This is a genomic window from Parabacteroides sp. AF39-10AC (assembly GCF_003635405.1).
In the GTDB taxonomy this organism is placed as follows: domain Bacteria; phylum Bacteroidota; class Bacteroidia; order Bacteroidales; family Tannerellaceae; genus Parabacteroides; species Parabacteroides distasonis.
This window is the reverse complement of the sequence record NZ_QTLP01000004.1, coordinates 18,067-41,630: the sequence shown is the minus strand read 5'-3', so window position 1 is coordinate 41,630 and position 23,564 is coordinate 18,067. Positions and strand designations below refer to the sequence as shown.

At 49.5% G+C, this 23,564-nt stretch carries 18 protein-coding genes and 2 pseudogenes; 16 read left to right on the top strand and 4 right to left on the bottom strand.

All coding sequences use genetic code 11. From position 1 onward, the window contains the following. Positions 1-116: 116 nt before the first annotated feature. Both DW033_RS04695 and DW033_RS04690 read right to left on the bottom strand, forming a co-directional pair. Positions 117-926, bottom strand: a complete 810-nt coding sequence (locus DW033_RS04695; protein WP_048927590.1) for an AraC family transcriptional regulator — start codon at positions 924-926, stop codon at positions 117-119. Between the two features lie 36 nt (positions 927-962). Continuing rightward, entirely contained in the window at positions 963-1,997 is a 1,035-nt protein-coding gene (locus tag DW033_RS04690; RefSeq protein WP_048927589.1) for an alpha/beta hydrolase, read from the bottom strand. 180 nt (positions 1,998-2,177) lie between these two features. Between DW033_RS04690 and DW033_RS04685 the strand changes: the two genes are divergently transcribed. From DW033_RS04685 to DW033_RS04660, 6 genes are all read left to right on the top strand, one after another. Continuing rightward, a complete protein-coding gene (locus DW033_RS04685) occupies positions 2,178-3,176 on the top strand; it encodes an aldo/keto reductase (protein ID WP_122382501.1) in 999 nt (332 codons plus the stop codon). Positions 3,177-3,269: 93 nt separating this feature from the next. Next, positions 3,270-4,361, top strand: a complete 1,092-nt coding sequence (gene msrB, locus DW033_RS04680) for a peptide-methionine (R)-S-oxide reductase MsrB (protein ID WP_048927587.1) — start codon at positions 3,270-3,272, stop codon at positions 4,359-4,361. A 36-nt stretch (positions 4,362-4,397) separates the two neighbouring features. Continuing rightward, positions 4,398-5,207 (top strand): helix-turn-helix domain-containing protein, encoded by an 810-nt coding sequence (locus DW033_RS04675; protein WP_122382500.1) that lies wholly within the window; start codon positions 4,398-4,400, stop codon positions 5,205-5,207. A 110-nt stretch (positions 5,208-5,317) separates the two neighbouring features. Then, positions 5,318-6,340: a GyrI-like domain-containing protein gene (locus DW033_RS25295; RefSeq protein ID WP_370453715.1), complete on the top strand. Its 1,023-nt coding sequence runs from the start codon at positions 5,318-5,320 to the stop codon at positions 6,338-6,340. Between the two features lie 164 nt (positions 6,341-6,504). Next, positions 6,505-7,740 (top strand): site-specific integrase, encoded by a 1,236-nt coding sequence (locus DW033_RS04665; RefSeq protein WP_004308432.1) that lies wholly within the window; start codon positions 6,505-6,507, stop codon positions 7,738-7,740. 12 nt (positions 7,741-7,752) lie between these two features. Further along, positions 7,753-8,115 (top strand): hypothetical protein, encoded by a 363-nt coding sequence (locus tag DW033_RS04660; protein ID WP_004308431.1) that lies wholly within the window; start codon positions 7,753-7,755, stop codon positions 8,113-8,115. A 79-nt stretch (positions 8,116-8,194) separates the two neighbouring features. Here the strand turns inward: DW033_RS04660 and DW033_RS04655 are convergent, their stop codons facing one another. Next, positions 8,195-8,500, bottom strand: a complete 306-nt coding sequence (locus DW033_RS04655) for a helix-turn-helix domain-containing protein (protein ID WP_048927460.1) — start codon at positions 8,498-8,500, stop codon at positions 8,195-8,197. A 32-nt stretch (positions 8,501-8,532) separates the two neighbouring features. After that, positions 8,533-8,826, bottom strand: coding sequence for a helix-turn-helix domain-containing protein (locus DW033_RS04650; RefSeq protein ID WP_008645715.1), 294 nt, complete (start codon positions 8,824-8,826; stop codon positions 8,533-8,535). Positions 8,827-9,036: 210 nt separating this feature from the next. Here DW033_RS04650 and DW033_RS04640 point away from each other — a divergent pair, with 210 nt between their 5' ends. The 10 genes and pseudogenes from DW033_RS04640 to DW033_RS04600 all read left to right on the top strand — a co-directional run bounded on the left by DW033_RS04640 (position 9,037) and on the right by DW033_RS04600 (position 23,485). After that, the gene (locus DW033_RS04640; RefSeq protein ID WP_005830221.1) at positions 9,037-9,396 is read left to right on the top strand and encodes a helix-turn-helix domain-containing protein; all 360 of its coding nucleotides are present in this window, start codon (positions 9,037-9,039) and stop codon (positions 9,394-9,396) included. Between the two features lie 3 nt (positions 9,397-9,399). Continuing rightward, positions 9,400-9,750: a helix-turn-helix domain-containing protein gene (locus tag DW033_RS04635; RefSeq protein ID WP_004308425.1), complete on the top strand. Its 351-nt coding sequence runs from the start codon at positions 9,400-9,402 to the stop codon at positions 9,748-9,750. 20 nt (positions 9,751-9,770) lie between these two features. Continuing rightward, a complete protein-coding gene (locus DW033_RS04630) occupies positions 9,771-11,360 on the top strand; it encodes a DUF3945 domain-containing protein (protein ID WP_025868223.1) in 1,590 nt (529 codons plus the stop codon). Positions 11,361-11,419: 59 nt separating this feature from the next. Beyond that, complete coding sequence (gene topB / locus DW033_RS04625) at positions 11,420-13,531, top strand: type IA DNA topoisomerase (protein ID WP_122382499.1); 2,112 nt, start codon at positions 11,420-11,422, stop codon at positions 13,529-13,531. Positions 13,532-13,630: 99 nt separating this feature from the next. Next, positions 13,631-14,152 carry a DUF1896 domain-containing protein gene (locus DW033_RS04620; RefSeq protein WP_004308417.1) on the top strand — a complete coding sequence of 174 codons (522 nt, stop codon included), beginning with the start codon at positions 13,631-13,633 and terminating at the stop codon, positions 14,150-14,152. After that, positions 14,142-15,807 (top strand): annotated as a pseudogene (locus tag DW033_RS25290) (N-6 DNA methylase); the annotation flags it as partial. The gene DW033_RS04620 and the pseudogene DW033_RS25290, both read left to right, overlap by 11 nt. 116 nt (positions 15,808-15,923) lie before the next feature. After that, positions 15,924-19,922, top strand: a pseudogene (locus DW033_RS04615) (helicase-related protein); the annotation flags it as partial. Positions 19,923-20,139: 217 nt separating this feature from the next. Next, complete coding sequence (locus DW033_RS04610) at positions 20,140-21,222, top strand: AraC family transcriptional regulator (protein ID WP_122382527.1); 1,083 nt, start codon at positions 20,140-20,142, stop codon at positions 21,220-21,222. Between the two features lie 258 nt (positions 21,223-21,480). Next, on the top strand, positions 21,481-22,581 hold the full coding sequence (locus tag DW033_RS04605) for a DUF3575 domain-containing protein (RefSeq protein WP_122382497.1): 1,101 nt from the start codon (positions 21,481-21,483) through the stop codon (positions 22,579-22,581). A gap of 16 nt (positions 22,582-22,597) precedes the next feature. Further along, on the top strand, positions 22,598-23,485 hold the full coding sequence (locus tag DW033_RS04600) for a FimB/Mfa2 family fimbrial subunit (RefSeq protein ID WP_025868319.1): 888 nt from the start codon (positions 22,598-22,600) through the stop codon (positions 23,483-23,485). Positions 23,486-23,564: the final 79 nt, after the last annotated feature.

Below are 23,564 nucleotides of genomic sequence, written 5' to 3'. Positions count from 1 at the left end.
TTATACCTATTCTTCGTTGCGAAGTTACGACCAAAGGAGTTTTGAGACAATACAAAAAAGTCGGTGTCAACTACAAATTTTACCGAAAAGGAAAGGAGTGAAGCTAGCTTACAAGGTCACTCCCTATAATCTGAGGACTTTATACCTAAATTATGCTGCACATAACGGCTGAAATAAGAGGGAGAAGAGAAACCAAACAAATCGGAAATATAAACGAAAGATAATGACTTATCACGCAAAAGCCGTGATATATCCAATATCGTATAACGGTTAATCCAATAATTTGCCGCATAGCCACTCACCTTTTTCGTCACTTCCGATAAATACTTCGGCGTCACGCATAATTCCGAGGCATAGTATGTAACGTCTCTATGCTGGCGATAAACCCCATCTTCCAGCATTTGCAGGAACTTACTCATAATGGAGGCATATTGGGCCGAGATCTTCTCCTCCCCATAAATATGTGAGTGAAAATCGAAGAAATCCAGAATCATTGTCTGGATCACATTAATCATTATGTCACGATAAAAATTATGGTTTTCATTGTTAAACCTATACTCTATATTCTCGAAATCTTTCTTACAGATATCCTGTTGCTTGCGATCCAGACGCATCACAGGATTCAGGAACAAAGATAACTGGCCTTTCATTCCATAATTATTCTGGGGAGTACAAAGCTCAATGAATTGGGGAGTGACATAAATGACTTTAACCTTAAAATCCGCAGATGGGGTGATCTTCTCAACCAGTTTTCCTTTACGCACAATCATACAATCCCCTTCACGTAACTCGAATGGATTTCCATTGAACTCGAATTTACATGCTCCACCCAAACACAAGGCATGAGACAGATACTCTTTATAAATATCTGTCCCAAGCCCATTCAGACTATCAGAGATAATAACACTATCTTTGCCATATTTCATGATACCCCCATTTTAGATCGTACAAATTTAATCAAATTACAATTTCATCCCGAAGAAATCTTTCATTTTATTTACCGCTAGATTCACATATTCCGGGACAAAATAAGTTTTGATATGCTCCGCTCCTGGAATAAGATACATCTCTTTATCTTTTGTTCCGGTAGCCTTTTCAAAAGCTTCGTCAGACATATATTTTGTATCGGCATCACTTCCGGCGATCAATAGCAAAGGCTGGTCGATCAAGTCGATATGATCCGTAGCATCCCAAGTCATAAGATCCAATAAACTGCTCATGGTATAGCGAAATGTCGAATTCGGATGAGCATGGGTTTTAAAGTAATACTCATAACCATCACGATATAGGGCAAACGGTAGTTTCGCCGCCTCCTCATCGGAGACATTCATCTCACCCGTGTATAGAACTTTGCCTTTGGCCTCTTCATTTCTAGCCTCAGCCGCTTGGGTTAAACGTTGTTGTATGGTATTTATCTGGGAATCCTGAAAACCATTACGACGTACACGCCCCGAATTAAACATGCTGAGTGTAGCGACCGCCTTTATCCGTTTATCACCCTGTGCAGCCCCAAGCGTGTAACCTCCACCGCCACAAATACCAAGCGCACCTATACGACTGGCATCTACACCCGGATATTGAGATATGAAATCCACCATACCATGAATATCTTCTATCCGGTTGGCCGGACGATCTGTATTCCGAGGCTCACCACCACTTGCTCCTTGATAACGCGCATCGGCAGCGATAGTTATATATCCAAGCTCTGCCAGCCGTTGCGCATAGAGACCCGCAACTTGTTCTTTCACGCCCCCATTAGGATGAGCAACAACAATAGCTACATACTCTTTTGAGGAATCATAATTCGCAGGAGTATAGATATTCGCCACTACCCCTATACCTCCAACCTCATACGAGACAGGATGTATATTTACTTTTCCAACCACATTTTCACTTACCGCATCGCGATATACCAATCCATACTGATTCTGATTTTGTGCGGAAGCACTTATTACCATGTTCATAATTAATAAAGCTACAATAATTTTACTCTTCATATTCTATTATTTTTTGACCGCTAAGATACATTTACCCAATCATACAGAATGAATACAGATTACGGATTGTATCACCATTTTTACAGAAAACCGAAATAATTGTATTTATATCCGCAATTGTTGTTACACCGGTGGAGATACTTCTTCCCAACTTTGCGCTCAGATAAAATATAAATAAATATGGAATACAGAGTTTTGGGATTAAGCGGACTTAGGGTCTCAACTATAGGATTGGGTTGCATGGGTATGAGCCATGCTTATGGCGCACCTGCCGACAGAAAAGAGATGACGGAATTATTTGCCCTCGCCGTTGATATGGGATATACCTTCTTCGATACGGCCGAAGTATATGGTACAAACACGAATCCTCATGACAATGAGGAGCTTTTAGGCGATGCCTTAAAGCCATTTCGTGATAAAATCGTGATCGCTACTAAGTTTGGACTCACTTTTGATAAGTCTAGCGAATGTGGCCCTTATCCCCTTATCCCGAATTCTAAACCGAAGTCGATTCGTTTAGCCGTGGAAGGCTCTTTAGCGAGACTTAAGACAGACCATCTTGACCTTTACTATCAGCATCGCATAGATCCCCAAGTAGAACCAGAAGAGGTAGCTGACACGATGGCCTACTTGATCAAGGAAGGCAAAGTATTACATTGGGGTATATCAGAGGCGGGCGAGGACTATATTCGCCGTGCGCATAAGGTCTGTCCTATAACCGCCATACAAAATCGTTATTCCATGATGGCACGTTGGCATGAAAACCTTTTCCCCTCTCTAGAGGAATTAAGCATTGGCTTCGTTGCTTTCTCGCCATTGGCAAACGGTTTACTTTCCGCTTGCTATGATGTCAAAAGCGTATTCAACCCTCAAAATGATTACCGGGCAACTATGCCGCAATTCAAAAAAGAAAGTTTCGAGAAGAACAAGCCTCTTCTAGATCTCATAAACCATCTGGCCGATGAGCATCATGCTACTCCCGCACAAATATCCCTAGCTTGGATGCTACAAAAAAAGCCGTGGATCGTTCCTATTCCCGGAACTCGTCATCTCTGCCGGCTAAAAGAGAATGCGGGGGCTGTGGATATAAAGATAAATCCCGCCGAGATCAATCAGATAGACACGGCTCTTGACCATATGGATATGAGCGAGGTATTCGGTGGGACAAAAATCAAATAATAGCCAAGCATATAATCCTCCGCATGAAGGCATACGACTTTTAGTTGAAACCATTTTCTTAATATTTTGGTTATATAATAATATATATATAAGATGAAACATGTAATTTTGACTATCGTTTTGCTATTGGCAAGCGGTTTAGTAATCGCACAAACAAAAATGAGTGATCAACTATCTAAAACAACTAAAATGAATGCACAAAGTAAAATCTATTTCGCCGGAGGATGTTTCTGGGGAACAGAACATTTCATGAAACAAATCAATGGTGTTACTAGTACCCAAGTGGGTTATGCCAACGGTAAAACAAGCATCAAAAATCCAACCTACGAACAGGTATGTAACGACAATACCGGATTTGCCGAGACAGTAGAAGTAAGCTACGATCCTCAACAAGCCGATTTAAAACTATTGTTAGAACTATACTTCAAGACCATAGACCCTACAAGTCTCAATCGGCAAGGTAATGACAGAGGATCGCAATACCGTACCGGCATTTATTACACCAACGCCGCCGATCTGCCTATCATCAAAGAGGCTATAGAGACATTGGCTAAAAAGTACTCCAAGCCCATCGTTGTCGAGGTGGAGCCATTAGTTAATTTCTATCCGGCAGAAGAATATCATCAAGATTACTTAGGCAAACATCCGGACGGTTATTGCCATATAAGTCCGGAACTATTCGATTTCGCACGTAAAGCAAATAAGGAGAAAACGACCGGCAAGCCCCTTTCTGAAAAGAAATTCCAGAAACAGGATGATACGACACTACGCTCCAAACTGACGGCCGAGCAATATGCGGTAACACAAGAAAATGCCACGGAAAGAGCATTTAAAAATGAATATTGGAACGAAAAGCGTGAAGGTATTTACGTAGATATCACCACAGGAGAGCCTTTGTTCATATCGACTGATAAGTTCGACTCCGGTTGTGGGTGGCCTAGCTTCTCAAAACCGATAGATAAAGACCTTGTTATGGAAAATACCGATAATTCTCATGACATGAAACGGATAGAGGTGCGCAGTAAAACAGGAGACGCACATCTGGGACACGTATTTAATGATGGTCCGACAGATAAGGGCGGATTACGATACTGCATCAACAGCGCATCCCTGAGATTTATTCCCAAAGCAAAAATGAAAGAAGAAGGTTATGGCGATTATATGTATCTTTTGGAAAAGAAATAAAACAAATCATAGGATCTACTATTTGAATAAAATCGTATGTATCGAGAATTTACCCCATGCGCCCTTTTAGCACCCTTCATCGATAAGTTTTGGGTGTTTAAAGGTTATGCGGAAATAGGAACACGCTTTAAGATTTTAGCGGACGGCTGCACGGATTTCATCTTTTCCATCGGGAATATGACAATTCCCGCGGATGAGCATCAAATGATCATGCAGCCTTATCGTTCCTTTTTTGTCGGTCCCATGAGGTCTTATTCCAATCTTACCGCTACGACAGATTCCCTACATATGCTAGGAGTTCGTTTCCAACCCTGTGGGCTGGCAGCTTTCACGAATGAGCCTTTGGGACAGTTTGCCGATCTTCGCATCCAGTCTTCAGATATTAACCTTTTATTCGATAATTCCTTTGCCGAGATGCTTTGCGAACAGCCGGACGATTCCGTCCGTATCCGCATTATCGAAGGCTATCTTATACGCCTTCTCACCCAATCCATTCAAGTAGACAGACAAATTATATACGCCACCTCATTTATAAAACAGTCCTGCGGACAGCTACCCGTACAAAACTTGATCGACAAGATTTGCATTTGCCAGCGGCATTTCCAACGTAAGTTCAAGGATGCCACCGGATATACTCCCAAAGAATTCAGCCGGATCATAAAATTCCAATATGCCATAGAAGTACTGAGGAACGCCCCACACACGGACTTAAGCAGCATCGCCTTAGATTGCGGCTACTATGACCATTCCCACTTTATCAAAGAATTCAAGCGTTTAGCGGGAGACGTTCCCTCTTACTTCCTGACTTTACCAAATCCTACGGATGAACCGCTTACTTATATTTGATTAAAAATAAAATCGCAAGAATCTATCACATAAAAAGTCGTTTTTTTACAACCAGAAAGAATAGTCATTCCGTATGTTTGCACTATTGAACTTTTACAAATAAGAATCTTATGAATTACACTTTTGAACTAAAAGAACTACAAGCTACACACATCGTGTATCTTCATCATCAAGGAGATATGAGCTTGATCCCAAGCTCTATCAGAAAGCTTATGCAATGGGCAGGGCCAAAAGGACTTATAAACGGTCCGGCAAATAAACTTATATCAGTTTACCAACACGAAGGAAAGGAGTTGAGTGTGGATATCGGTTTAACAGTGCCTCAAGAGGTAGAGGGAGAAAGTGAGATCTCAAAAGGATTATTATCCGGAGGACTTTACGCAATCGGGCATTTTGAGATAGGAACGGATGAAATACCCGCCGCATGGAGCTTGATGTACACGCTTACATCCAAACACCAATGCAAGCCTTGTGCGGGCAAATCATTCGAGATCTATCAAAGCATCCCCCTCGATCAACATCCACAAGATAAATGTATGATCGATTTATGTATACCCGTCCAGATGATAGACCTCAAGCTAATCGAGGAAAAAGCAATTTCCATATTAACGGAATGTGACACTGCTATGCTTGCGTCTGTTACGGAAGATGGTTATCCCCGTCCGGTTCCTATGGGAAAAATAAAAGCGGATGGTATTTCCCAAATATGGTTCTCTACAGGCACGTTCTCTGATAAGACGATACAATTCCAACTCAACCCGAAAGCCGGAGTTTGCTTTATGAAAGGAGGAGACAGTATCGTGTTAACAGGTAAGGTCGAGATCGTTTCCGATATGGAAATCAAGAAAGCCCTTTGGTCTGACTGGATGTTCGCTCATTTCCCTGGAGGAGTAATAGATCCGAGCTATTGTATATTGAAATTCACTTCCGAAGAAGCGACTTATTGGATCGATAATGAATTTGTCATTGCAAAGTTACTACAAAAAAGTGAAATGCGGAAGAATATGGTAATGGATTTGATTTACAGGGGTTTCATTAACGCTGCCAATTATTCTGAGAGCCATTACAATCCACGCCGAAGCCAAATCAAGACGGAGCTACGTTACTTGTTCGTAACCACGCCCAATAGGTGACGAAATGGACACGAATAACGAAACAAGGCCTTAAAGATTAGTGAGTTACTGACAACTCACGCAAAAAATCCGGTAACAAAAAAAGATTGCGCCGTTCTTCCGCGATTTGCGTATCAGAGGAGGGCTCTTCACCAACTAATTTTGAACAAAAAAAATTAAGGACGATGAAGAGTACATTTTCAGTTATTTACTACCTCAAACGTCAGGTAGTGAAAAAAGACGGGACGGTTCCCGTCATGGGACGCATCACGGTGGACGGCAGCCAGACGCAATTCAGTTGCAAACTGACCATCGATCCCAAGTTGTGGGACACCAAAGGGGGACGTGTCACGGGCAGAAGCACGGCGGCACTCGAAACGAACCGCATGCTTGACAAGATGCGGGTGCGCATCAACAAGCACTATCAGGAAATCATGGAGCGTGACAACTTCGTCACGGCAGAGAAGGTGAAGAACGCCTTTCTCGGACTGGAACACCGCTATCACACGCTGATGCAGGTGTTCCAGCAACACAACGAGGACTATGCCAAGCAGGTGGAAGCAGGCATGAAAGCCAAAGGCACACTCTTGAAGTACAAGACCGTTTACAAGCACCTGCAAGAGTTTCTCAACATCCGTTACCACGTGAAGGACATCGCGTTGAAAGAGCTTACCCCCGCTTTCATTTCCGACTTCGAGATGTTTCTGCGCACGGACAAACACTGCTGCACCAATACCGTGTGGCTGTATGTATGCCCACTTCGGACGATGGTGTTCATCGCCATCAACAACGAATGGCTCACACGCGACCCGTTCAGGGAGTATGAAATCAAGAAGGAGGAAACGACACGCAGTTTCCTGACCAAAGACGAAATCCGCCTGCTGATGGAAGGTAAACTGAAGAACGCCAAACAGGAACTATACCGCGACCTCTACCTGTTCTGCGCCTTCACGGGCTTGTCATTCGCCGATATGCGCAATTTGACGGAAGAGAACATCCGCACCTACTTCGATGAACACGAGTGGATAAACATCAACCGCCAGAAGACGGGCGTGGTGTCTAACATCCGCCTGCTTGACATTGCGAAACAAATCATCGACAAATACCGCGGGCTGTGCGAAAACGGCAGGATTTTCCCTGTTCCCCACTACAACACGTGCCTCGCCGGGATCCGTGCCGTCGCCAAGCGTTGCGGCATCACCAAGCATATCACGTGGCATCAGAGCCGCCATACGGCAGCCACGACGGTGTTCCTCTCCAACGGTGTACCCATCGAAACAGTCAGTTCCATGCTGGGACACAAGAGTATAAAGACAACGCAGATATACGCGAAGATAACCAAAGAGAAGCTCAACCAAGACATGGAGAACCTTGCCGCAAGATTGAACCAAATCGAGGAATTTGCAGGATGTACCATCTAAAACAGAGACGCAATGAAACGTGACATAATCATTATAGAGGACAAGACGGTCAGCGTAACCGGTAACGAGGTATGGATGACCGCCGGGGAAATCGCCGAAGAGTTCCATGCCACCGTCCCGGCAGTGAACGCCGCCATCAAAGCCGTCCGCAAGTCGGACGTGCTGAACGACTACGAGGTATGCCGCTACATACAGCTTGAAAACGGCCTGTACGCGGATGTTTACTCGCTTGAAATCATCATTCCAGTAGCCTTCCGGCTGAACACCTACTATACACACGTGTTCCGCATGTGGCTGGTGGAGAAGGCACTCTCAAAGGAAAAGAGGCAGGCATACGTGATGTTCATACAGAACGGGAAAACCGGATATTGCTGAACACGCATACAGACAACGAAAAAGGAAACGGACAACACCATCGGGTGCTGTCCGTTTCCTTTTTTTTCATGCAACCGCCTTATTCCAGCGGCTTGAGGTAATTCGCCTCCAACAGTTCACGCAGTCCCGATTCGGGATAAAGCACCTTACCTGCCAGAAGGATAAAGGGCAGCATCCTGTTGTTGCGATACTCCTGCAAGGTGCGGCGGCTTACCCGGAGCATTTCCGCCACCTCCTTGTCCGTCAAGTAATGTTCCCCGTCCAGTGGCGGACGGTAACTTTCCAAAAATGCGGAGAGCCATTTGGAGCCTTTGAGCATATTCTGTATCGCGGTGGCAACCGGCTCGTCCTCCATTGAGAAAACCTCGTTGTTCTCGTTCATCATAACATCGGATTAAGTGGTTAATAAAAACAGAGTCATTTTCCATCGGGATAGATCGTGCCGATAAGCGGAATAAGCCGCCTGACCTCCTCCGGCCTGTAATAGAACCTGCGGTTCATCTGCGAGTAGCCGATAAGCCGCCTGTCACGCAATGACTGCAACGTGCGCGGGCTGATTCTCAACTGCCCGCAGACCTCCTCGCCCGTGAGCCACCTTTCCAGCCGCCCGCCGTCGCTTTTGCGCCTGAGGGCGGCGACTTTCTCCGAGAGGGCGTTGAATGACGCCAGCATCATCTCGAAGGTCTTTTTCTCGATAGATACGATTTCCATATACCAAAACATTTAATGATTTACCGCAAAGGTAACGCAGCCGCCTTGAATGCGTGCCGTTTTCCGCTATACGGCAGCTTGTTGCGCCGGTTGTCCGGGTTACGGAGTCACTTTCAAAGAAAATCTTACGTGAGTCACGTAATGAGTTGTTAAAGCCCCTTTTGTTTATTGCCGAATTTTGCCGCAGAGAAACAAAAGAAAGGACAAAATATGAAAGTGATAACGATTGAAAGTTCCGCCTTCACCGCCCTGACGGAACAGATAGCCGAGATAGCGGTCTATGTGCGTGCCGTTTCCGGTGAGAGGAAGGGAGAGTCTTCCGACATGCTGCTCACCACCCGCGAGGCGGCGCACCTGCTGAACGTGAGTACCCGTACCCTCCAACGTATGCGCAGCGAACAGCGCATCGGCTATATCGTGCTGCGCGGCAAATGCCGCTACCGCCGGTCGGAAATAGACCGCCTGCTCGCAGATTGCACCGTGGCAGAAGATGCAGCGACACTGACGGAACTGAAACGCAACCACACGCTGCGCACGGGCGGCGGCAAACCCAAAGGAAGGAGGACATAAGATATGGAACTGCTTACACGAAACAATTTTGAGGACTGGATGCAGAAGCTGATGGAACGGCTCGACCGTCAGGACGAGCTGCTGCTCTCCCTGCGACCGTCCGGCAAAGCCCCAAACCCGATGGAAAGTATCAGGATGTTCGACAACCAAGACCTCTGCATGCTGCTCCAGATAAGCAAGCGTACCCTGCAGCGCTACCGCAGCATCGGTGCATTGCCGTACAAGACGCTCGGCAAAAAGACCTATTACAGCGAGGAGGACGTACTGACATTCCTCTCCGAACACGTAAAGGATTTCCGCAAGGAAGATATAGCCTTCTACAAGGCGCGTATCCATAATTTCTTTAATAAATAACCCATTAAAACATTTTTCAAATGGCAAAGAAAACAACAGAAAAAGACGTGCTGATAGTCCGCGACGAGAAGACGGGCGAGATTAGCGTGGTAGCCGGGCTTAACGCCGACGGCTCACCCAAGCGTACCCCCGCAAAGGCGGAGAACGCGCAGAGTTTCCTGCAATTCGACAGGCACGGAGACGTGCTGGACAACTTCTTTAAAAACTTCTTCCGGCAGTGCAAGGAACCCAGCCGCTTCGGTTTCTACCGTGTCGCGGCGGACCAAGCCGACAAGCTGCTGGAAGTTATCAAGGACTTGCTGAAAGACCCCGAGGGCAACAAGGAGATGCTTGCGCCCCACAAGGTGGACACCTCCGGCTACGAAAAGAAAGTACAGGAGGAGCAGTCCGCCGAAAAGCAGGAACAACCGGGACAGAAACAAGATGACGAACCTAAAAAACAGGAAGAAATGGAACAGAAAAACGAACAGAATCAGGAAAACCCGCAGCAGGCGCAGAGCAACCGGGGCTACCAACCCATCGACGAGAGCAAGATCAACTGGAAGGAGTTGGAGGAGAAATGGGGCGTGAAGCGCGACGACCTTGAAAAGTCGGGCGACCTTGACAGGATGCTCAACTACGGCAAGTCCGACTTGGTGAGGGTGTCGCCCAATTTCGGCGGAGAAGCTTTCGAGCTGGATGCCCGCCTCTCCTTCAAGAAGGACGGCGAGGGCAACGTCAGCCTTGTGCCGCACTTCATCCGCAAGGAGCAGAAACTCGACGAGTACAAGGAACACAAGTTCTCCGACGACGACCGGAAGAACCTGCGCGAAACGGGCAACCTCGGCAGGGTTGTGGACCTCGTGGACAGGGAAACGGGCGAGATCATCCCCTCGTTCGTCAGCATCGACCGCAAGACGAACGAAATCACGGATGTCCCGGCAAACAAGGTGCGCATACCGGAGCGCATCGGCAAGACGGAAATCACCAAGCAGGAGCAGGACATGCTGCGTGCCGGGCTGCCTGTGCGCGACAAACTCATCGAACGCAAGGACGGCAGGAAGTTCGTCACCACCCTGCAAGTGAACGTGGAGCAGCGCGGCGTGGAGTTCGTGCCGGGAACCGGCAGGTCGCCACGTGCCGCACAAGCACAGGAAGCCAAGAACAACCCCGCACAGGGACAGGCGCAGGGTACGGAAAATACAGCCAACACGAACAAGGAGCAACGCCGCAACACGTGGACGAACGCCGACGGCAGCATCCGCCCCATCAGCAAATGGAGCGGCGTGGACTTCACCGAGCAGCAGAAAGCCGACTACGTGGCTGGCAAAGCCGTGAAACTGGAGAACGTGACCGACAAGCAGGGCTTCCACGCCACGATGTACATCAGGTTCAACCCGGAGAAGGGACGCCCGTACCGCTACGACACCAACCCCGACAACGCGCAGAAGATCGCGCCTTCCAACGAGAGCCGCACGCAGGTGGCGGTGAACAGCGAGGGCAAGACCAACGAGGCTACCAAGAACCTGAAGGAGCCGTTGCGGAAGGGACAGACCGCCCCGAAGGACACCGCACAGCAACAGCAGCAGGAGAAGCCGCAAAAGAAAAACAATAAGGGCATGAAGATGTAATCCGGTGTCCGCCACTAAATCCGAAGTAACATTTGTAAAATTCAAAACGACAGAAAAATATGAAGACAATCATTGCAGAAAAGCCGTCTGTGGCACGTGAGATCGCCCGTATCGTGGGCGCGACAAAGAGAGAGGAAGGATATTTCGAGGGAGGCGGCTACGCCGTGACATGGGCATTCGGGCACCTCGTCCAGCTTGCCATGCCCGACGGTTACGGCATACGCGGCTTTGTCCGTGACAACCTGCCCGTCATCCCCGACTCCTTCACGCTCATACCCCGTCAGGTAAAGGCTGAGAAGGGCTACAAACCCGACAGCGGCGTAGTGGCACAAATAAAAACCATAACCCGCCTGTTCAATGACAGTGAGCAAATCATCGTGGCGACCGATGCCGGTCGCGAGGGCGAACTTATCTTCCGATACCTCTACCATTACATAGGATGCGCCACCCCTTTCGTGCGCCTCTGGATAAGCTCGCTTACCGACAAGGCCATCCGCGATGGACTGCGCAACCTCGAAGCGGGGAGCAAGTATGACAACCTCTACCTCGCCGCCAAAGCGCGGAGCGAATCCGACTGGCTCGTGGGCATCAATGGCACGCAGGCTCTCTCCATCGCCGCCGGACACGGCACGTATTCCGTCGGGCGGGTGCAGACACCCACGTTGGCGATGGTGTGCGCACGCTATTGGGAGAACCGCCGCTTTACCCCCGAAGCCTTCTGGCAGCTCCATATCGCAACGGACGGCTGCGATGAAGGAACGGTGAAGTTTTCCTCTTCCGAAAAATGGAAAGAGAAAGAGTCCGCGACGGAACTGTATAATAAGGTGAAGTCGGCAGGCACAGCCACCGTCACGAAAGCCGAACGCAAGGAGAAGACGGAGGAAACACCGCTCCTGTACGACCTGACCACGCTCCAGAAGGAAGCCAACGCCAAGCATGGCTTCACGGCGGAACAGACGCTTGAAATCGCGCAGAAGCTCTACGAGAAGAAGCTCATCACCTATCCGCGAACCGGAAGCCGCTACATTCCCGAAGACGTGTTCGCGGAAATCCCCAAGCTGCTTGCCTTCATCGGCAGCCTGCCCGAATGGAAGGGCAAGTTGCAGCCGAAAGCCGTGCCGACACGCCGCAGCCTGGACGGCGGCAAGGTGACAGACCACCATGCCCTGCTCGTCACGGGCGAGAAGCCGCTGTTCCTCTCCAAAGAGGACAGCACCGTCTATAACATGATAGCCGGGCGCATGCTTGAGGCTTTCTCCGAAAAATGCGTCAAGGACACTGCCACCGTCACGGCAGAGTGTGCCGGAGTGGAGTTCGTGGCAAAAGGCAGCATCATCAGGCAAGCCGGATGGCGTGCCGTCTATGGCAAGGAGAATGGAGAAGAGAACAACAGCCAAGAGGAAACCGCCGCCATTCCCTGTTGGCAGGAAGGCGACACGCTGGCACTGAAAGCCGCCTCCATCACGGAGGGAAAGACCAAACCCAAGCCGCTGCATACCGAAGCCACCCTGCTGTCCGCGATGGAAACGACTGGCAAGGAGATAGAGGACGACGCATTGCGGCAGGCTATGAAGGATTGCGGCATCGGCACGCCCGCCACCCGTGCGTCCATCATCGAAACGCTTTTCAAGCGCGGCTATATGGAACGCTGCAAGAAGTCGCTTGTCCCCACCGAAAAAGGGCTTGCCCTCTACTCGGTCGTGAAGGCGATGCGTATTGCCGATGTCGCCATGACGGGCGAATGGGAAAAGGAATTGGCACGCATCGAGCGTGGGGAACTGCCCGCCGATGACTTCCGCAGGAAGATTGAGGCATATACACGGGAAATTACCTCCGAACTGCTGTCGTGCGACAAGCTGTTCGCCCGCAGGGATTCCGGCTGCAAGTGTCCCAAGTGCGGAGCGGGGACGATGCAGTTTTACGGCAAGGTCGTCCGCTGCGACAACGCGGAGTGCGGTCTGCCCGTGTTCCGCCTGAAAGCAAACCGCACCCTCTCTGATGATGAAATCAAAAACCTGCTCACCGACGGACACACGAAACTGCTCAAAGGATTCAAGAGCAAGCAGGGCAAGAGTTTTGATGCCGTAGTCGCCTTTGACGGGGACTATAACACGGTTTTCGTGTTCCCAGAAAGGAAAAGTAAAGCGACCTCTGCGAAAAGAAGAAAATAAATGTTTAACTTTGCCACTGGTTCAGAGTAATGAATTGTTCTTCGATACCGGATTACACTCATACTTTGGATTTAGTGGTGGCACTCGGAGGGATACCGGGTGCCTTTTTCTTCTCGTTTTCCAACGATTATCCCTATCATCATTATCAATCCACTAAATTCCAAAGAAATGAACAACAAGAAGAAAAACGAGGGTCGGACCGACTTTTCCTATTACGGTCTGTACCTGCTGGACTACCTCACCACGAACAAGTTCGAACAGGCAGCCGATGAAGCCTTCATCCGAGAAAGAACCGACCGTGCCGCCGAAGCGTATGAACGGGCAAGGCTCGAAGGCTATCCTGCCGACGGGGCGCAGGAACTGGCGATGAAGGTGCTGACGGAGGGCCTTCGCTACTCCAGGCACGCCATCCTGCGCGAAGTCGTGGAGAACGAATTTGCGGGTGAAGTACCGGGAGAAAAATGTGAAGCCTTTACCCAGAAGCTGCTACCGCTTGTCGGAAACGTATTCTCCATCTATGACCTCTCGGACGACAATTTCGCCCTGTCGCCCGAATATGACCTGCTCTACACGGAGCTGACGGGAGCCGTCATCCTCTATATCGAAGAGTATGGCGTTTAACCGCAAACAGAGGCTGCGGGACAACATCGAGGCGATACGGACGGCATTCCTCCTTGACAGGGAACAGCGCACACCCACCGCACGCGAACGGCTCTTGTTAGAGCGTTATTGCGGTTTCGGGGGACTGAAGAGCATACTCAACCCTGCAAGGGAACTGACGGATGCCGTCCACTGGGCGAAGTCCGACCTCGAACTGTTTGCCCCTACCGTGGAACTGCACAGGTTGCTGCGGGAGAACACAAAAGACGAGACGGAGTACAAACGGTATATGGATGCCATGAAGCAGTCCGTGCTGACCGCCTTCTATACCCCGCCGGAGATAACCGGGACCATCGCGGACGTGCTGCATGAACACGGCATCCGTCCCGACCGGGTGCTGGAGCCGTCGGCAGGTGTCGGTGCATTCGTGGACGCCGTCCTGGAGAACAGACCGGACGCGGACATCATGGCTTTTGAGAAAGACCTGATGACGGGCAAGATACTGAAGCACCTGCATCCCGGACAGAAAGTAAGGGTACAGGGCTTCGAGAAGATAGAAAAGCCGTTCATGAACCATTTTGATTTGGCTGTCTCCAATATACCGTTTGGCGATGTGGCGGTGTTCGACCCGGAATTTTCGGGCAGCAAGGATCCTGCAAGGCACTCGGCGGCACGGACGATACACAATTACTTTTTCCTGAAAAGCCTTGACGCGGTGCGTGAAGGCGGAATCGTGGCGTTCATCACCTCGCAGGGGGTACTGGATGCCCCGACCAACGCGCCCATACGCGAGTATATGATGAACCATACCAATCTGGTGGGCGTAGCCCGCCTGCCGAACAACCTCTTTACGGATAACGCGGGAACGGAGGTGGGCAGCGACCTGATTATCCTGCAAAAGAACAGCGGAAAGAATGGTGAACTGTATTACAACGAAAAACTCTTCGTGCAGACCGAACAGACCCCTATCGGCACTTCCGTAAATGGGTATGTATGGAGCATCGGCTCGCTTTCACACACGGATTTGATCAGAAGTACCGACCCGTACGGGAAACCAGCCTATAAACTCCTGCACCGTGGGGACATCGCACAACTGGCGGAAGACTTGCGGGAGCATCTGAAAATAGAACTGCAACAACTTGACAGGAAACTGTATGAGAAACACAGCCTGCATCCGACAAAGGAGGAAAGCACGGCTGCGGAAGTGCAACCTGCTCCGAAAACAGAAAAGGTATCACCTTCTGTAATAGCCCCCGTTTCTGTAATTGAGCCTGTCAAGGGAGTGGAGAAGCCGCAGGCACAGCCCATAGAGGAAAAGCCGGAGATTGAGCCGCGCCAACCCAACCATTCGTCAGCCGTGCAGCTTACCCTGCTCGACCTTTGGGGTATGCCCATAGAGGAACCGGCAAAAAAGAAAAAGGCAGCGAAAAAGGAAAGCAAGCCGAAGCCTATGCCGTCCACGCCTAAACCGCAGGTCAAAGTTACTCCACCCGTTGAAGCCGCCAAGCCGGTAAACGGTAATAAGGAAGAAAAGCCGGAAAATGCCGAAAAGCCAAACGACCCGGACGACATTTACGCCACTCTGGATTGGGAAACCAATCCTCCCATCAACGGCTTCTATGAGACAATGATGAGTCTGACAGCGGAACGGCGCAAGGCCCTACGGCTTGAGGCAGAACGGCACAGGCAGGAACAACTGAAAAAGATGGGTATCAAAGACACGTTGAACCCTGCTTTTGCGCCTTCTTCGGACAATATGGATAAAAAGCCGGAACAAACGGAAGAAATAAAGCAACCTGAAACACCGGCAGAAGTTGTGCCTACTTCCGAAACGGTTGCCACTTCCCTGTTCCCGGAATTTGAAACGGAAAAGCCGAAAAAAGAAGCCCTCGACCTTACGCCGCGTCCCTATCACCGCACGCCGGAAATGCACCTGCGTGAAGGGTCGCTGGTGGCAAACAGGGCACGCGACATCGGTTATCTGAAGGACATTACTCCCTACGGTGCAACCTTCCAGCCGCTTGGACTAACCGGTTATCAGAAAGAGAAAGCGTTGCTGTATGTATCGCTCCGTGACGCATACGAGCGGTTGTACCGCTATGAATCGAACAGACGTGAGGAAAATGTACCTTGGCGTGAACACCTGAACACCTGTTACGACGAGTTTGTCATGCGTTATGGCAACCTCAACGCCAAACAGAACGTGAAACTGGTGATGATGGACGCCGGAGGGCGCGACATCCTTTCGCTGGAACGTGCGGAGGACGGCAAGTTCGTCAAAGCGGACATCTTCGACCGTCCCGTTTCCTTCTCGGTGGAGAACCATGCCAACGTCGGTTCTCCGGAAGAAGCCTTGTCTGCATCGCTCAACAAGTATGGTACGGTCAATCTCAACTATATGCGGGGGATAACAGACAGTACGGAAGAGGAGCTTCTCAATGCCCTCAAGGGGCGTATCTTCTACAATCCGCTCGTAACCGGTTACGAGATTAAAGACCGCTTCATCGCGGGAAACGTGATAGAGAAGGCGGAGCGTATAGAGGCATGGATGGAAAATAATCTGGAAAGCGAAAGATTGCCGGAAGTGAAACAGGCTTTGGAGGCTTTGAAGGAAGCCGAGCCGCAGCGTATCGCCTTTGAAGACCTCGACTTCAACTTCGGTGAACGCTGGATTCCCACGGGCGTGTATGCCGCCTACATGAGCCATCTTTTCGACACGGACGTGAAAATCGCCTATTCCGCCAGCATGGACGAGTTTTCCGTGGCGTGCGGCTACCGCACCATGAAGATCACGGACGAGTTTCTGGTAAAGGGCTATTACCGGAACTATGACGGTATGCACCTGTTGAAACACGCTTTGCACAACACCTGTCCCGACATGATGAAAAGTATTGGCAAAGATGAGAACGGCAACGACATCAAGGTGCGTGACAGCGAGGGCATACAGCTCGCCAACGCCAAGATTGACGAAATCCGCAACGGGTTCTCGGAATGGTTGGAAGAGCAGTCGCCGCAGTTCAAGGAACGGCTCGTGACAATGTATAACCGCAAGTTCAACTGTTTCGTGCGCCCGAAGTATGACGGTTCGCACCAGACGTTTCCCGACCTCAATCTGAAAGGATTGGCAAGCCGGGGTATTCAAAGCGTTTATCCGTCGCAGAAGGATTGCGTCTGGATGATAAAACAGAATGGCGGCGGAATATGCGACCATGAAGTCGGAACAGGTAAAACACTGATAATGTGTATTGCAGCGCATGAAATGAAGCGTCTGAACTTGGCGCACAAGCCGATGATTATTGGTCTGAAAGCCAATGTCGCGGAGATTGCCGCCACTTATCAAGCTGCCTATCCGAATGCCCGCATCCTCTACGCTTCGGAAAAGGATTTCTCGACCGCCAACCGTGTGCGTTTCTTCAACAACATCAAAAACAATGACTATGATTGCGTCATCATGTCGCATGACCAGTTCGGCAAGATACCGCAGTCACCGGAGTTGCAGCAACGCATCCTGCAAGCGGAGCTTGACACGGTGGAGGAAAACCTCGAAGTCTTACGGCAGCAAGGCAAGAACGTGTCGCGGGCGATGCTGAAAGGATTGGAGAAGCGCAAGCACAACCTTGTGGCGAAGTTAGAGAAAGTGGAACACGCCATCAAGTCGCGCACAGATGACGTGGTGGACTTCAAACAGATGGGCATCGACCACATTTTCATAGACGAGAGCCACCAATTCAAGAACTTGACTTTCAACACCCGGCATGACCGTGTGGCGGGGTTGGGAAACTCGGAGGGGAGCCAGAAAGCCCTGAATATGCTTTTTGCCATACGAACTATACAGGAGCGTACGGGCAAAGACTTAGGGGCTACGTTCCTGTCCGGCACGACTATTTCCAACAGTCTGACGGAATTGTACCTGCTCTTTAAGTACCTGCGCCCGAAGGAACTGGAACGGCAGGACATCCGCTGTTTCGACGCATGGGCGGCTATCTTCGCCAAGAAGACGACCGACTTCGAGTTCAACGTGACAAACAACGTGGTGCAGAAGGAGCGTTTTCGCTATTTCATCAAGGTGCCGGAGCTTGCCGCCTTCTACAACGAGATTACCGACTACCGCACGGCGGAGGATGTAGGTGTGGACAGACCAAACAAGAATGAGATACTGCACCACATACCGCCCACACCGGAGCAGGAGGACTTCATACAGAAGCTGATGCAGTTTGCCAAAACCGGCGATGCCACTCTGCTTGGCAGGTTACCCCTGTCGGAAACGGAGGAAAAGGCGAAGATGCTCATCGCCACCGACTACGCGAGAAAGATGGCTCTTGATATGCGCATGATAGACCCGAACTACGAGGACCATCCCGACAACAAGGCAAACCATTGTGCCAAGATGATTGCAGAGTATTACCACAAGTACGAGGCGCACAAGGGTACGCAGTTCGTGTTCTCCGACTTGGGGACATACCAGCCGGGGGAAGGATGGAACGTGTACAGCGAGATAAAACACAAGTTGGTGGAGGATTACGGCATACCGGCAAGTGAGGTGCGCTTCATTCAGGAGTGTAAGACGGATAAGGCTCGTAAGGCGGTGATAGATGCCATGAACGCCGGGACGGTGCGCGTGCTGTTCGGCTCCACAAGTATGCTCGGAACGGGCGTGAATGCGCAGAAAAGATGCGTCGCCATCCATCACCTTGATACACCGTGGCGACCGTCCGACCTGCAACAGCGTGACGGACGGGGTGTTAGAGCCGGGAACGAGATTGCCAAGCATTTTGCCGAGAACAACGTGGATATCATCATCTACGCGGTGGAAAAGTCGCTGGACAGCTACAAGTTCAATCTGCTGCACTGTAAGCAGACGTTCATATCGCAGCTCAAAAGTGGAGCGATGGGCGCACGTACCATCGACGAGGGAGCAATGGACGAAAAATCGGGTATGAACTTCTCGGAGTATATGGCGTTGCTCTCCGGCAATACCGACCTTTTGGATAAGGCGAAATTAGAGAAGCGTATCGCCTCGCTCGAAGGGGAACGCAAGTCGTGGGGCAAGGGCAAGCGCGATTCGGAGTTCAAGCTGGAATCCAAGACGGGAGAACTGCGCAACAACACGGCTTTCATCGAAGCCATGACGGAAGACTGGAACCGTTTTCTTTCCGTTGTGCAGACTGATAAGGAAGGCAGCCGCCTTAATCTTGTCAAGGTGGACGGCGTGGATTCAACGGATGAGAAGGTCATCGGTAAGCGTTTGCAGGAAATCGCCAAGAACGCCATGACTGGTGGACTGTACAAGGCTGTCGGGGAACTTTACGGCTTTCCGATAAAGGTGGTCAGCGAGAGGACACTCAAAGAAGGTCTGGAGTTCACTGACAACCGCTTCGTGGTGGAGGGTAACTACAAGTACACCTACAACAACGGGCATCTGGCGATGGCAGACCCGATTGCTGCCGCACGAAACTTTCTGAACGCATTGGAGAGGATTCCGACCATCATCGACCAGTACAAGTCTAAGAACGAAGTGCTGGAAAAGGAGATTCCGCAGTTGCAGGAGATAGCGGGCAAGGTGTGGAAGAAGGAGGACGAGCTGAAACAGCTGAAGTCCGAACTCGCCGCACTGGACCGCAAGATACAGCTTGAGCTGGCTCCGGCTCAGGAAAACACAGAAGAGAACCGGCAAGGCAACGAGAAAAAACAGACGGAACAACAGCCGGAAAGCCCGCACGTGGACTTTGTACGCAGTCATTTAATTATAGGGAGACCCGGTTTATCGGAATCCAAAGGTGTAAAACTTTAATATCGAAGTCTTGACAGAAAAAGCCAGTGGTTGAATTTTTCACCACTGGCTTTAATTCTAATAATTTTTCAATCTAATATGACCGAATCTATAACGTTAAATCATAGATTATGTGTCTATTTGTGAAGAAAAAGACGTAACTTTGTATCAAAATCAAATAAGCATAACAATGGAGCCATCTATATACAGTTTTTCACTTTATACCGCACTGCCGTTGATGTTATTCTTCGGCTTTTATTTTTTGTTTGCAAAGACTCCTGAAAAGAAAATTTTCAAGAATTATCTCCGCTCCCGACAGATTATGGGTATAGCTATGCTGCTGCTTTCGGCAAATTATTCGGTACATTTCTTCTTTGGTATCCGATTCAAAAATGCGGATTCTGCCATATTGATGAACATGTCCACATACTTCCTGTGCTATTCTCTGTTCAGTTCGGCATTGATAATGTTGCTTGATCGTTTTTACATTACCAAACGGCGTGTGTGGACACATATCATTTTATGGATTATATTTTCAACTCTTTCCGGAGTTGTGTTGTTCCTGTTGCCAAGCGGAATCATGCAAAAATTCTCTTTATTTGCTTTAGCTGCATGGTTAGTCGTTTTTGGAGTCGTTTTAGCTCGCAGAGTCATAATTGCATATCGTAGAGCCATTCGGATTTTCAATGAAACTCAGGCGGATGATATAGGCGCATATATCAAATGGCTTTCCATATTCACTTATTGGGCACTTATCTTCGGTGTCGGATGCGGATTGCTGACATTTCTGCCAGACAAATATGTTTTTATCTGGATTTTGTCGTCAATACCGTTCTACAGCTATCTTTTCTACAGCTATCAGAACTACCTGCTGTTCTATGAACAGGTAGAAAATGCGTTTGAGCAGGATATACAATCTGAAGAAGAACTTCTGACAAATTCGGAAACTGAACATGAAATAGTTTCTGAGAAAGAAGTTCCTAGGTCCTATACAGAATTTATAGAGAGGGTTGACAACTGGATAAAGACAGACGGCTATGTCCAGCAGGGACTTACCATAAAAGAACTGTCCGAAATACTTCATACGAACCGTACCTATCTTTCCGCTTATATCAAGACTACGTATAAAATGACATTCCGCGAATGGATAACCAGTCTCCGGTTGGAGTATGCGAAAAACATACTGAAGGAGCATCCGGAAATCAATATACAGAAGCTGGCTGAGTCTTCCGGTTTTCTTTCCCGCAGTAACTTTATCAAATTATTTACCGAGAAGGAAGGATGTACGCCTGCCAAGTGGAAAAAAGCAAATCTGAAGTGATTTGCGTGGTAAAAATCCGATGAAAAAGCTCTCAGAAACCCATTTTCCAAAAGTGCTCATACTACAAAAAGTGCTAATTCGACAACTCAAAAAGTGCCGATTTGACAAAATAAGTGCTCAGACGACAATGTGAAAAGTGCTCAAACGACAATTTTTATAAAACGCTGTGTTTTAGCAAAAAAAGTTTTTGTAATATTTTGGGCGCTGAATGGCATTTATTACCTTTGGAGATGACAAAGATAATGAATTCAAGTTTATATGAGCAGAAAAATCACTTTTCTTACCCTGTTTCTGTGGCTGATGACGCTAACTTTTCCTGTCATTGCGCAGCAGAAAGCAGACACGACCTACACCTTCCGGTTCGTTACGCAGAAGGACATGTTCTACGTGCCTTGGAATGGCAATGACACGGAACTTGCCCGCCTGTTGGAATGTATCGAAAACAACAAAGCAACAATTCTTGACGGCAAACTGCCGCTATTGGTTGACGGATATTGCAATTCGCAGAGCAGTGAAGTCAAGAACCTTGCAACAGCGAAGATTCGTGCCAACCGTGTGAAATCAGAACTGATTACACGAGCGAAAATCAAGGAAGAAAACTTCATTACCCGCAATCATGTGACAGAGGGTGATTTTGTCACCGTGCGCCTGACGGTACCGGTAAAGGAAACAGCCGTGACGGATGCGGAAGCAGAAGCACGACGCAAGGCGGAAGCCGAACGCTTAGAAACCGAGAAGCGTGCCGAGCAGGAACGGCTTGCCGAAGAGCAGCGCAAGGCGGAAGAAGCCCGACTTGCCGCTGAAAAGGCAGAAGCCGAGAAAACCGCTCAACAAAATACACTTGCCGACACGCTGTCGGAAACCAAAATCACAACTGATTATCATCTCTCCCTGCGTGCCAACCTGCTGCGCTGGGCTACCTTGACACCAGATTTAGGACTTGAATGGCGCATCTGCCCATCGTGGGGCATTGCCGTAAACGGCTCGTGGACTTCATGGACGTGGAGCGACAAGGACCACCGCTATGCACTCTGGGAAGTGGCTCCGGAAGTGCGTTACTATATGGGTGAGAAGAAAGCCTGGTATCTGGGCGCGATGTTCAAGGCCGGACAGTTCAACTACAAGCTCTCCGAAACAGGCAAGCAGGGCGACCTGATGGGTGGCGGCATCACCGCCGGCTATCAGCTGCGGCTGAACAAGGCATTAGATCTTGATTTCAACCTCGGTTTGGGCTACCTGAATGCCGATTTCGAAAAATATGAAGTCATCGACGGTGTACGTGTACGCCGCGGCAACGAGACAAAAGATTGGTGTGGTCCCATCAATGCCGGTGTGACATTGGTATGGAAGTTATTCTAACACGGAGGAATAGAATATGAAAGCAAGACAATATATAAATATGATGGGAATGGCAGCCGCCGTGCTGCTCTCTTCCTGCGTGAAGGACACGCTTTATGACACGCCGCATCCCGACTACGGGAAGATTGCGGTGACAGCCGACTGGTCGGCCCGCGGTGAGGGTATCGACATACCTGCCACATGGACGGTCACCATGGGTGACTATACGGGTACGGAGACTTCCGCCACCCATACCCCCGACCATCTGTTTGCTCCGGGCAGCTACACCCTTGCGGTGTGGAACCCGGCTGAAGGAATCACGGTGAACGGCACCACAGCCACCATTGCCGCAGCCACGGGAACCCGGGCAGGCACGGATACCTTTGTGAACAATGCCCCGGGATGGTTCTTCACCTATACGGAACAGGTGACCATCGAGAAAGACAAGGACTATCCGCTGACCGCCGCAATGAAGCAGCAGGTACGCGAACTGACGCTTGTCGTCGAACCTACTGGTGATGCCGCCGGACGCATCACGGAGATTGTTGCCCATCTGACGGGTGCAGCCGGAACACTCGACTTCGCTACCGATACCTACGGAGCCGCTTCGAACGTCGTGCTGCCCTTCACCAAGATTACCGAAGGTGACGATGCCGGCAAGTGGAAAGCCACGGTGCGGCTGCTGGGTGTGACCGGTACGGAACAACTGCTGAAGGGTGAAATCCGCTATGCTGACGGCAACCCGACCCCCACCACGCTGAAAAGCGACCTTACGGAAGCCCTCAAGGAGTTCAACACCGGAAAGGGCGAATCGCTGACCCTCAGCGGAACGCTGGTTGAGACTCCCGAAGGCATGGAAGTGGACGGAGCCGAAATCAACGGCTGGGAAGAAGTGAAAGGTGATGATGTAAATGCCGATTTGTAAATAATTAGCAAACCGAACGCAGAAGCAAAGCTTGCTTTGATTTTGCTAAGGTGCAGCAATTATTGAAATGGAATTTAAC

Excerpts from the sequence above, each read along its gene's own strand:
- DW033_RS04685 (WP_122382501.1), top strand. The coding sequence starts at position 2,178 with ATGGAATACAGAGTTTTGGGATTAAGCGGACTTAGGGTCTCAACTATA.
- DW033_RS04610 (WP_122382527.1), top strand. The coding sequence starts at position 20,140 with ATGTTATTCTTCGGCTTTTATTTTTTGTTTGCAAAGACTCCTGAAAAG.
- DW033_RS04660 (WP_004308431.1), top strand. The coding sequence starts at position 7,753 with ATGAAACGTGACATAATCATTATAGAGGACAAGACGGTCAGCGTAACC.
- DW033_RS04665 (WP_004308432.1), top strand. The coding sequence starts at position 6,505 with ATGAAGAGTACATTTTCAGTTATTTACTACCTCAAACGTCAGGTAGTG.
- DW033_RS04655 (WP_048927460.1), bottom strand. The coding sequence starts at position 8,500 with ATGATGAACGAGAACAACGAGGTTTTCTCAATGGAGGACGAGCCGGTT.
- DW033_RS04690 (WP_048927589.1), bottom strand. The coding sequence starts at position 1,997 with ATGAAGAGTAAAATTATTGTAGCTTTATTAATTATGAACATGGTAATA.
- DW033_RS04695 (WP_048927590.1), bottom strand. The coding sequence starts at position 926 with ATGAAATATGGCAAAGATAGTGTTATTATCTCTGATAGTCTGAATGGG.
- DW033_RS04650 (WP_008645715.1), bottom strand. The coding sequence starts at position 8,826 with ATGGAAATCGTATCTATCGAGAAAAAGACCTTCGAGATGATGCTGGCG.
- DW033_RS04605 (WP_122382497.1), top strand. The coding sequence starts at position 21,481 with ATGAGCAGAAAAATCACTTTTCTTACCCTGTTTCTGTGGCTGATGACG.
- DW033_RS04640 (WP_005830221.1), top strand. The coding sequence starts at position 9,037 with ATGAAAGTGATAACGATTGAAAGTTCCGCCTTCACCGCCCTGACGGAA.
- DW033_RS04630 (WP_025868223.1), top strand. The coding sequence starts at position 9,771 with ATGGCAAAGAAAACAACAGAAAAAGACGTGCTGATAGTCCGCGACGAG.
- DW033_RS04675 (WP_122382500.1), top strand. The coding sequence starts at position 4,398 with ATGTATCGAGAATTTACCCCATGCGCCCTTTTAGCACCCTTCATCGAT.
- DW033_RS04600 (WP_025868319.1), top strand. The coding sequence starts at position 22,598 with ATGAAAGCAAGACAATATATAAATATGATGGGAATGGCAGCCGCCGTG.
- msrB (WP_048927587.1), top strand. The coding sequence starts at position 3,270 with ATGAAACATGTAATTTTGACTATCGTTTTGCTATTGGCAAGCGGTTTA.
- DW033_RS25295 (WP_370453715.1), top strand. The coding sequence starts at position 5,318 with ATGAATTACACTTTTGAACTAAAAGAACTACAAGCTACACACATCGTG.
- DW033_RS04635 (WP_004308425.1), top strand. The coding sequence starts at position 9,400 with ATGGAACTGCTTACACGAAACAATTTTGAGGACTGGATGCAGAAGCTG.
- topB (WP_122382499.1), top strand. The coding sequence starts at position 11,420 with ATGAAGACAATCATTGCAGAAAAGCCGTCTGTGGCACGTGAGATCGCC.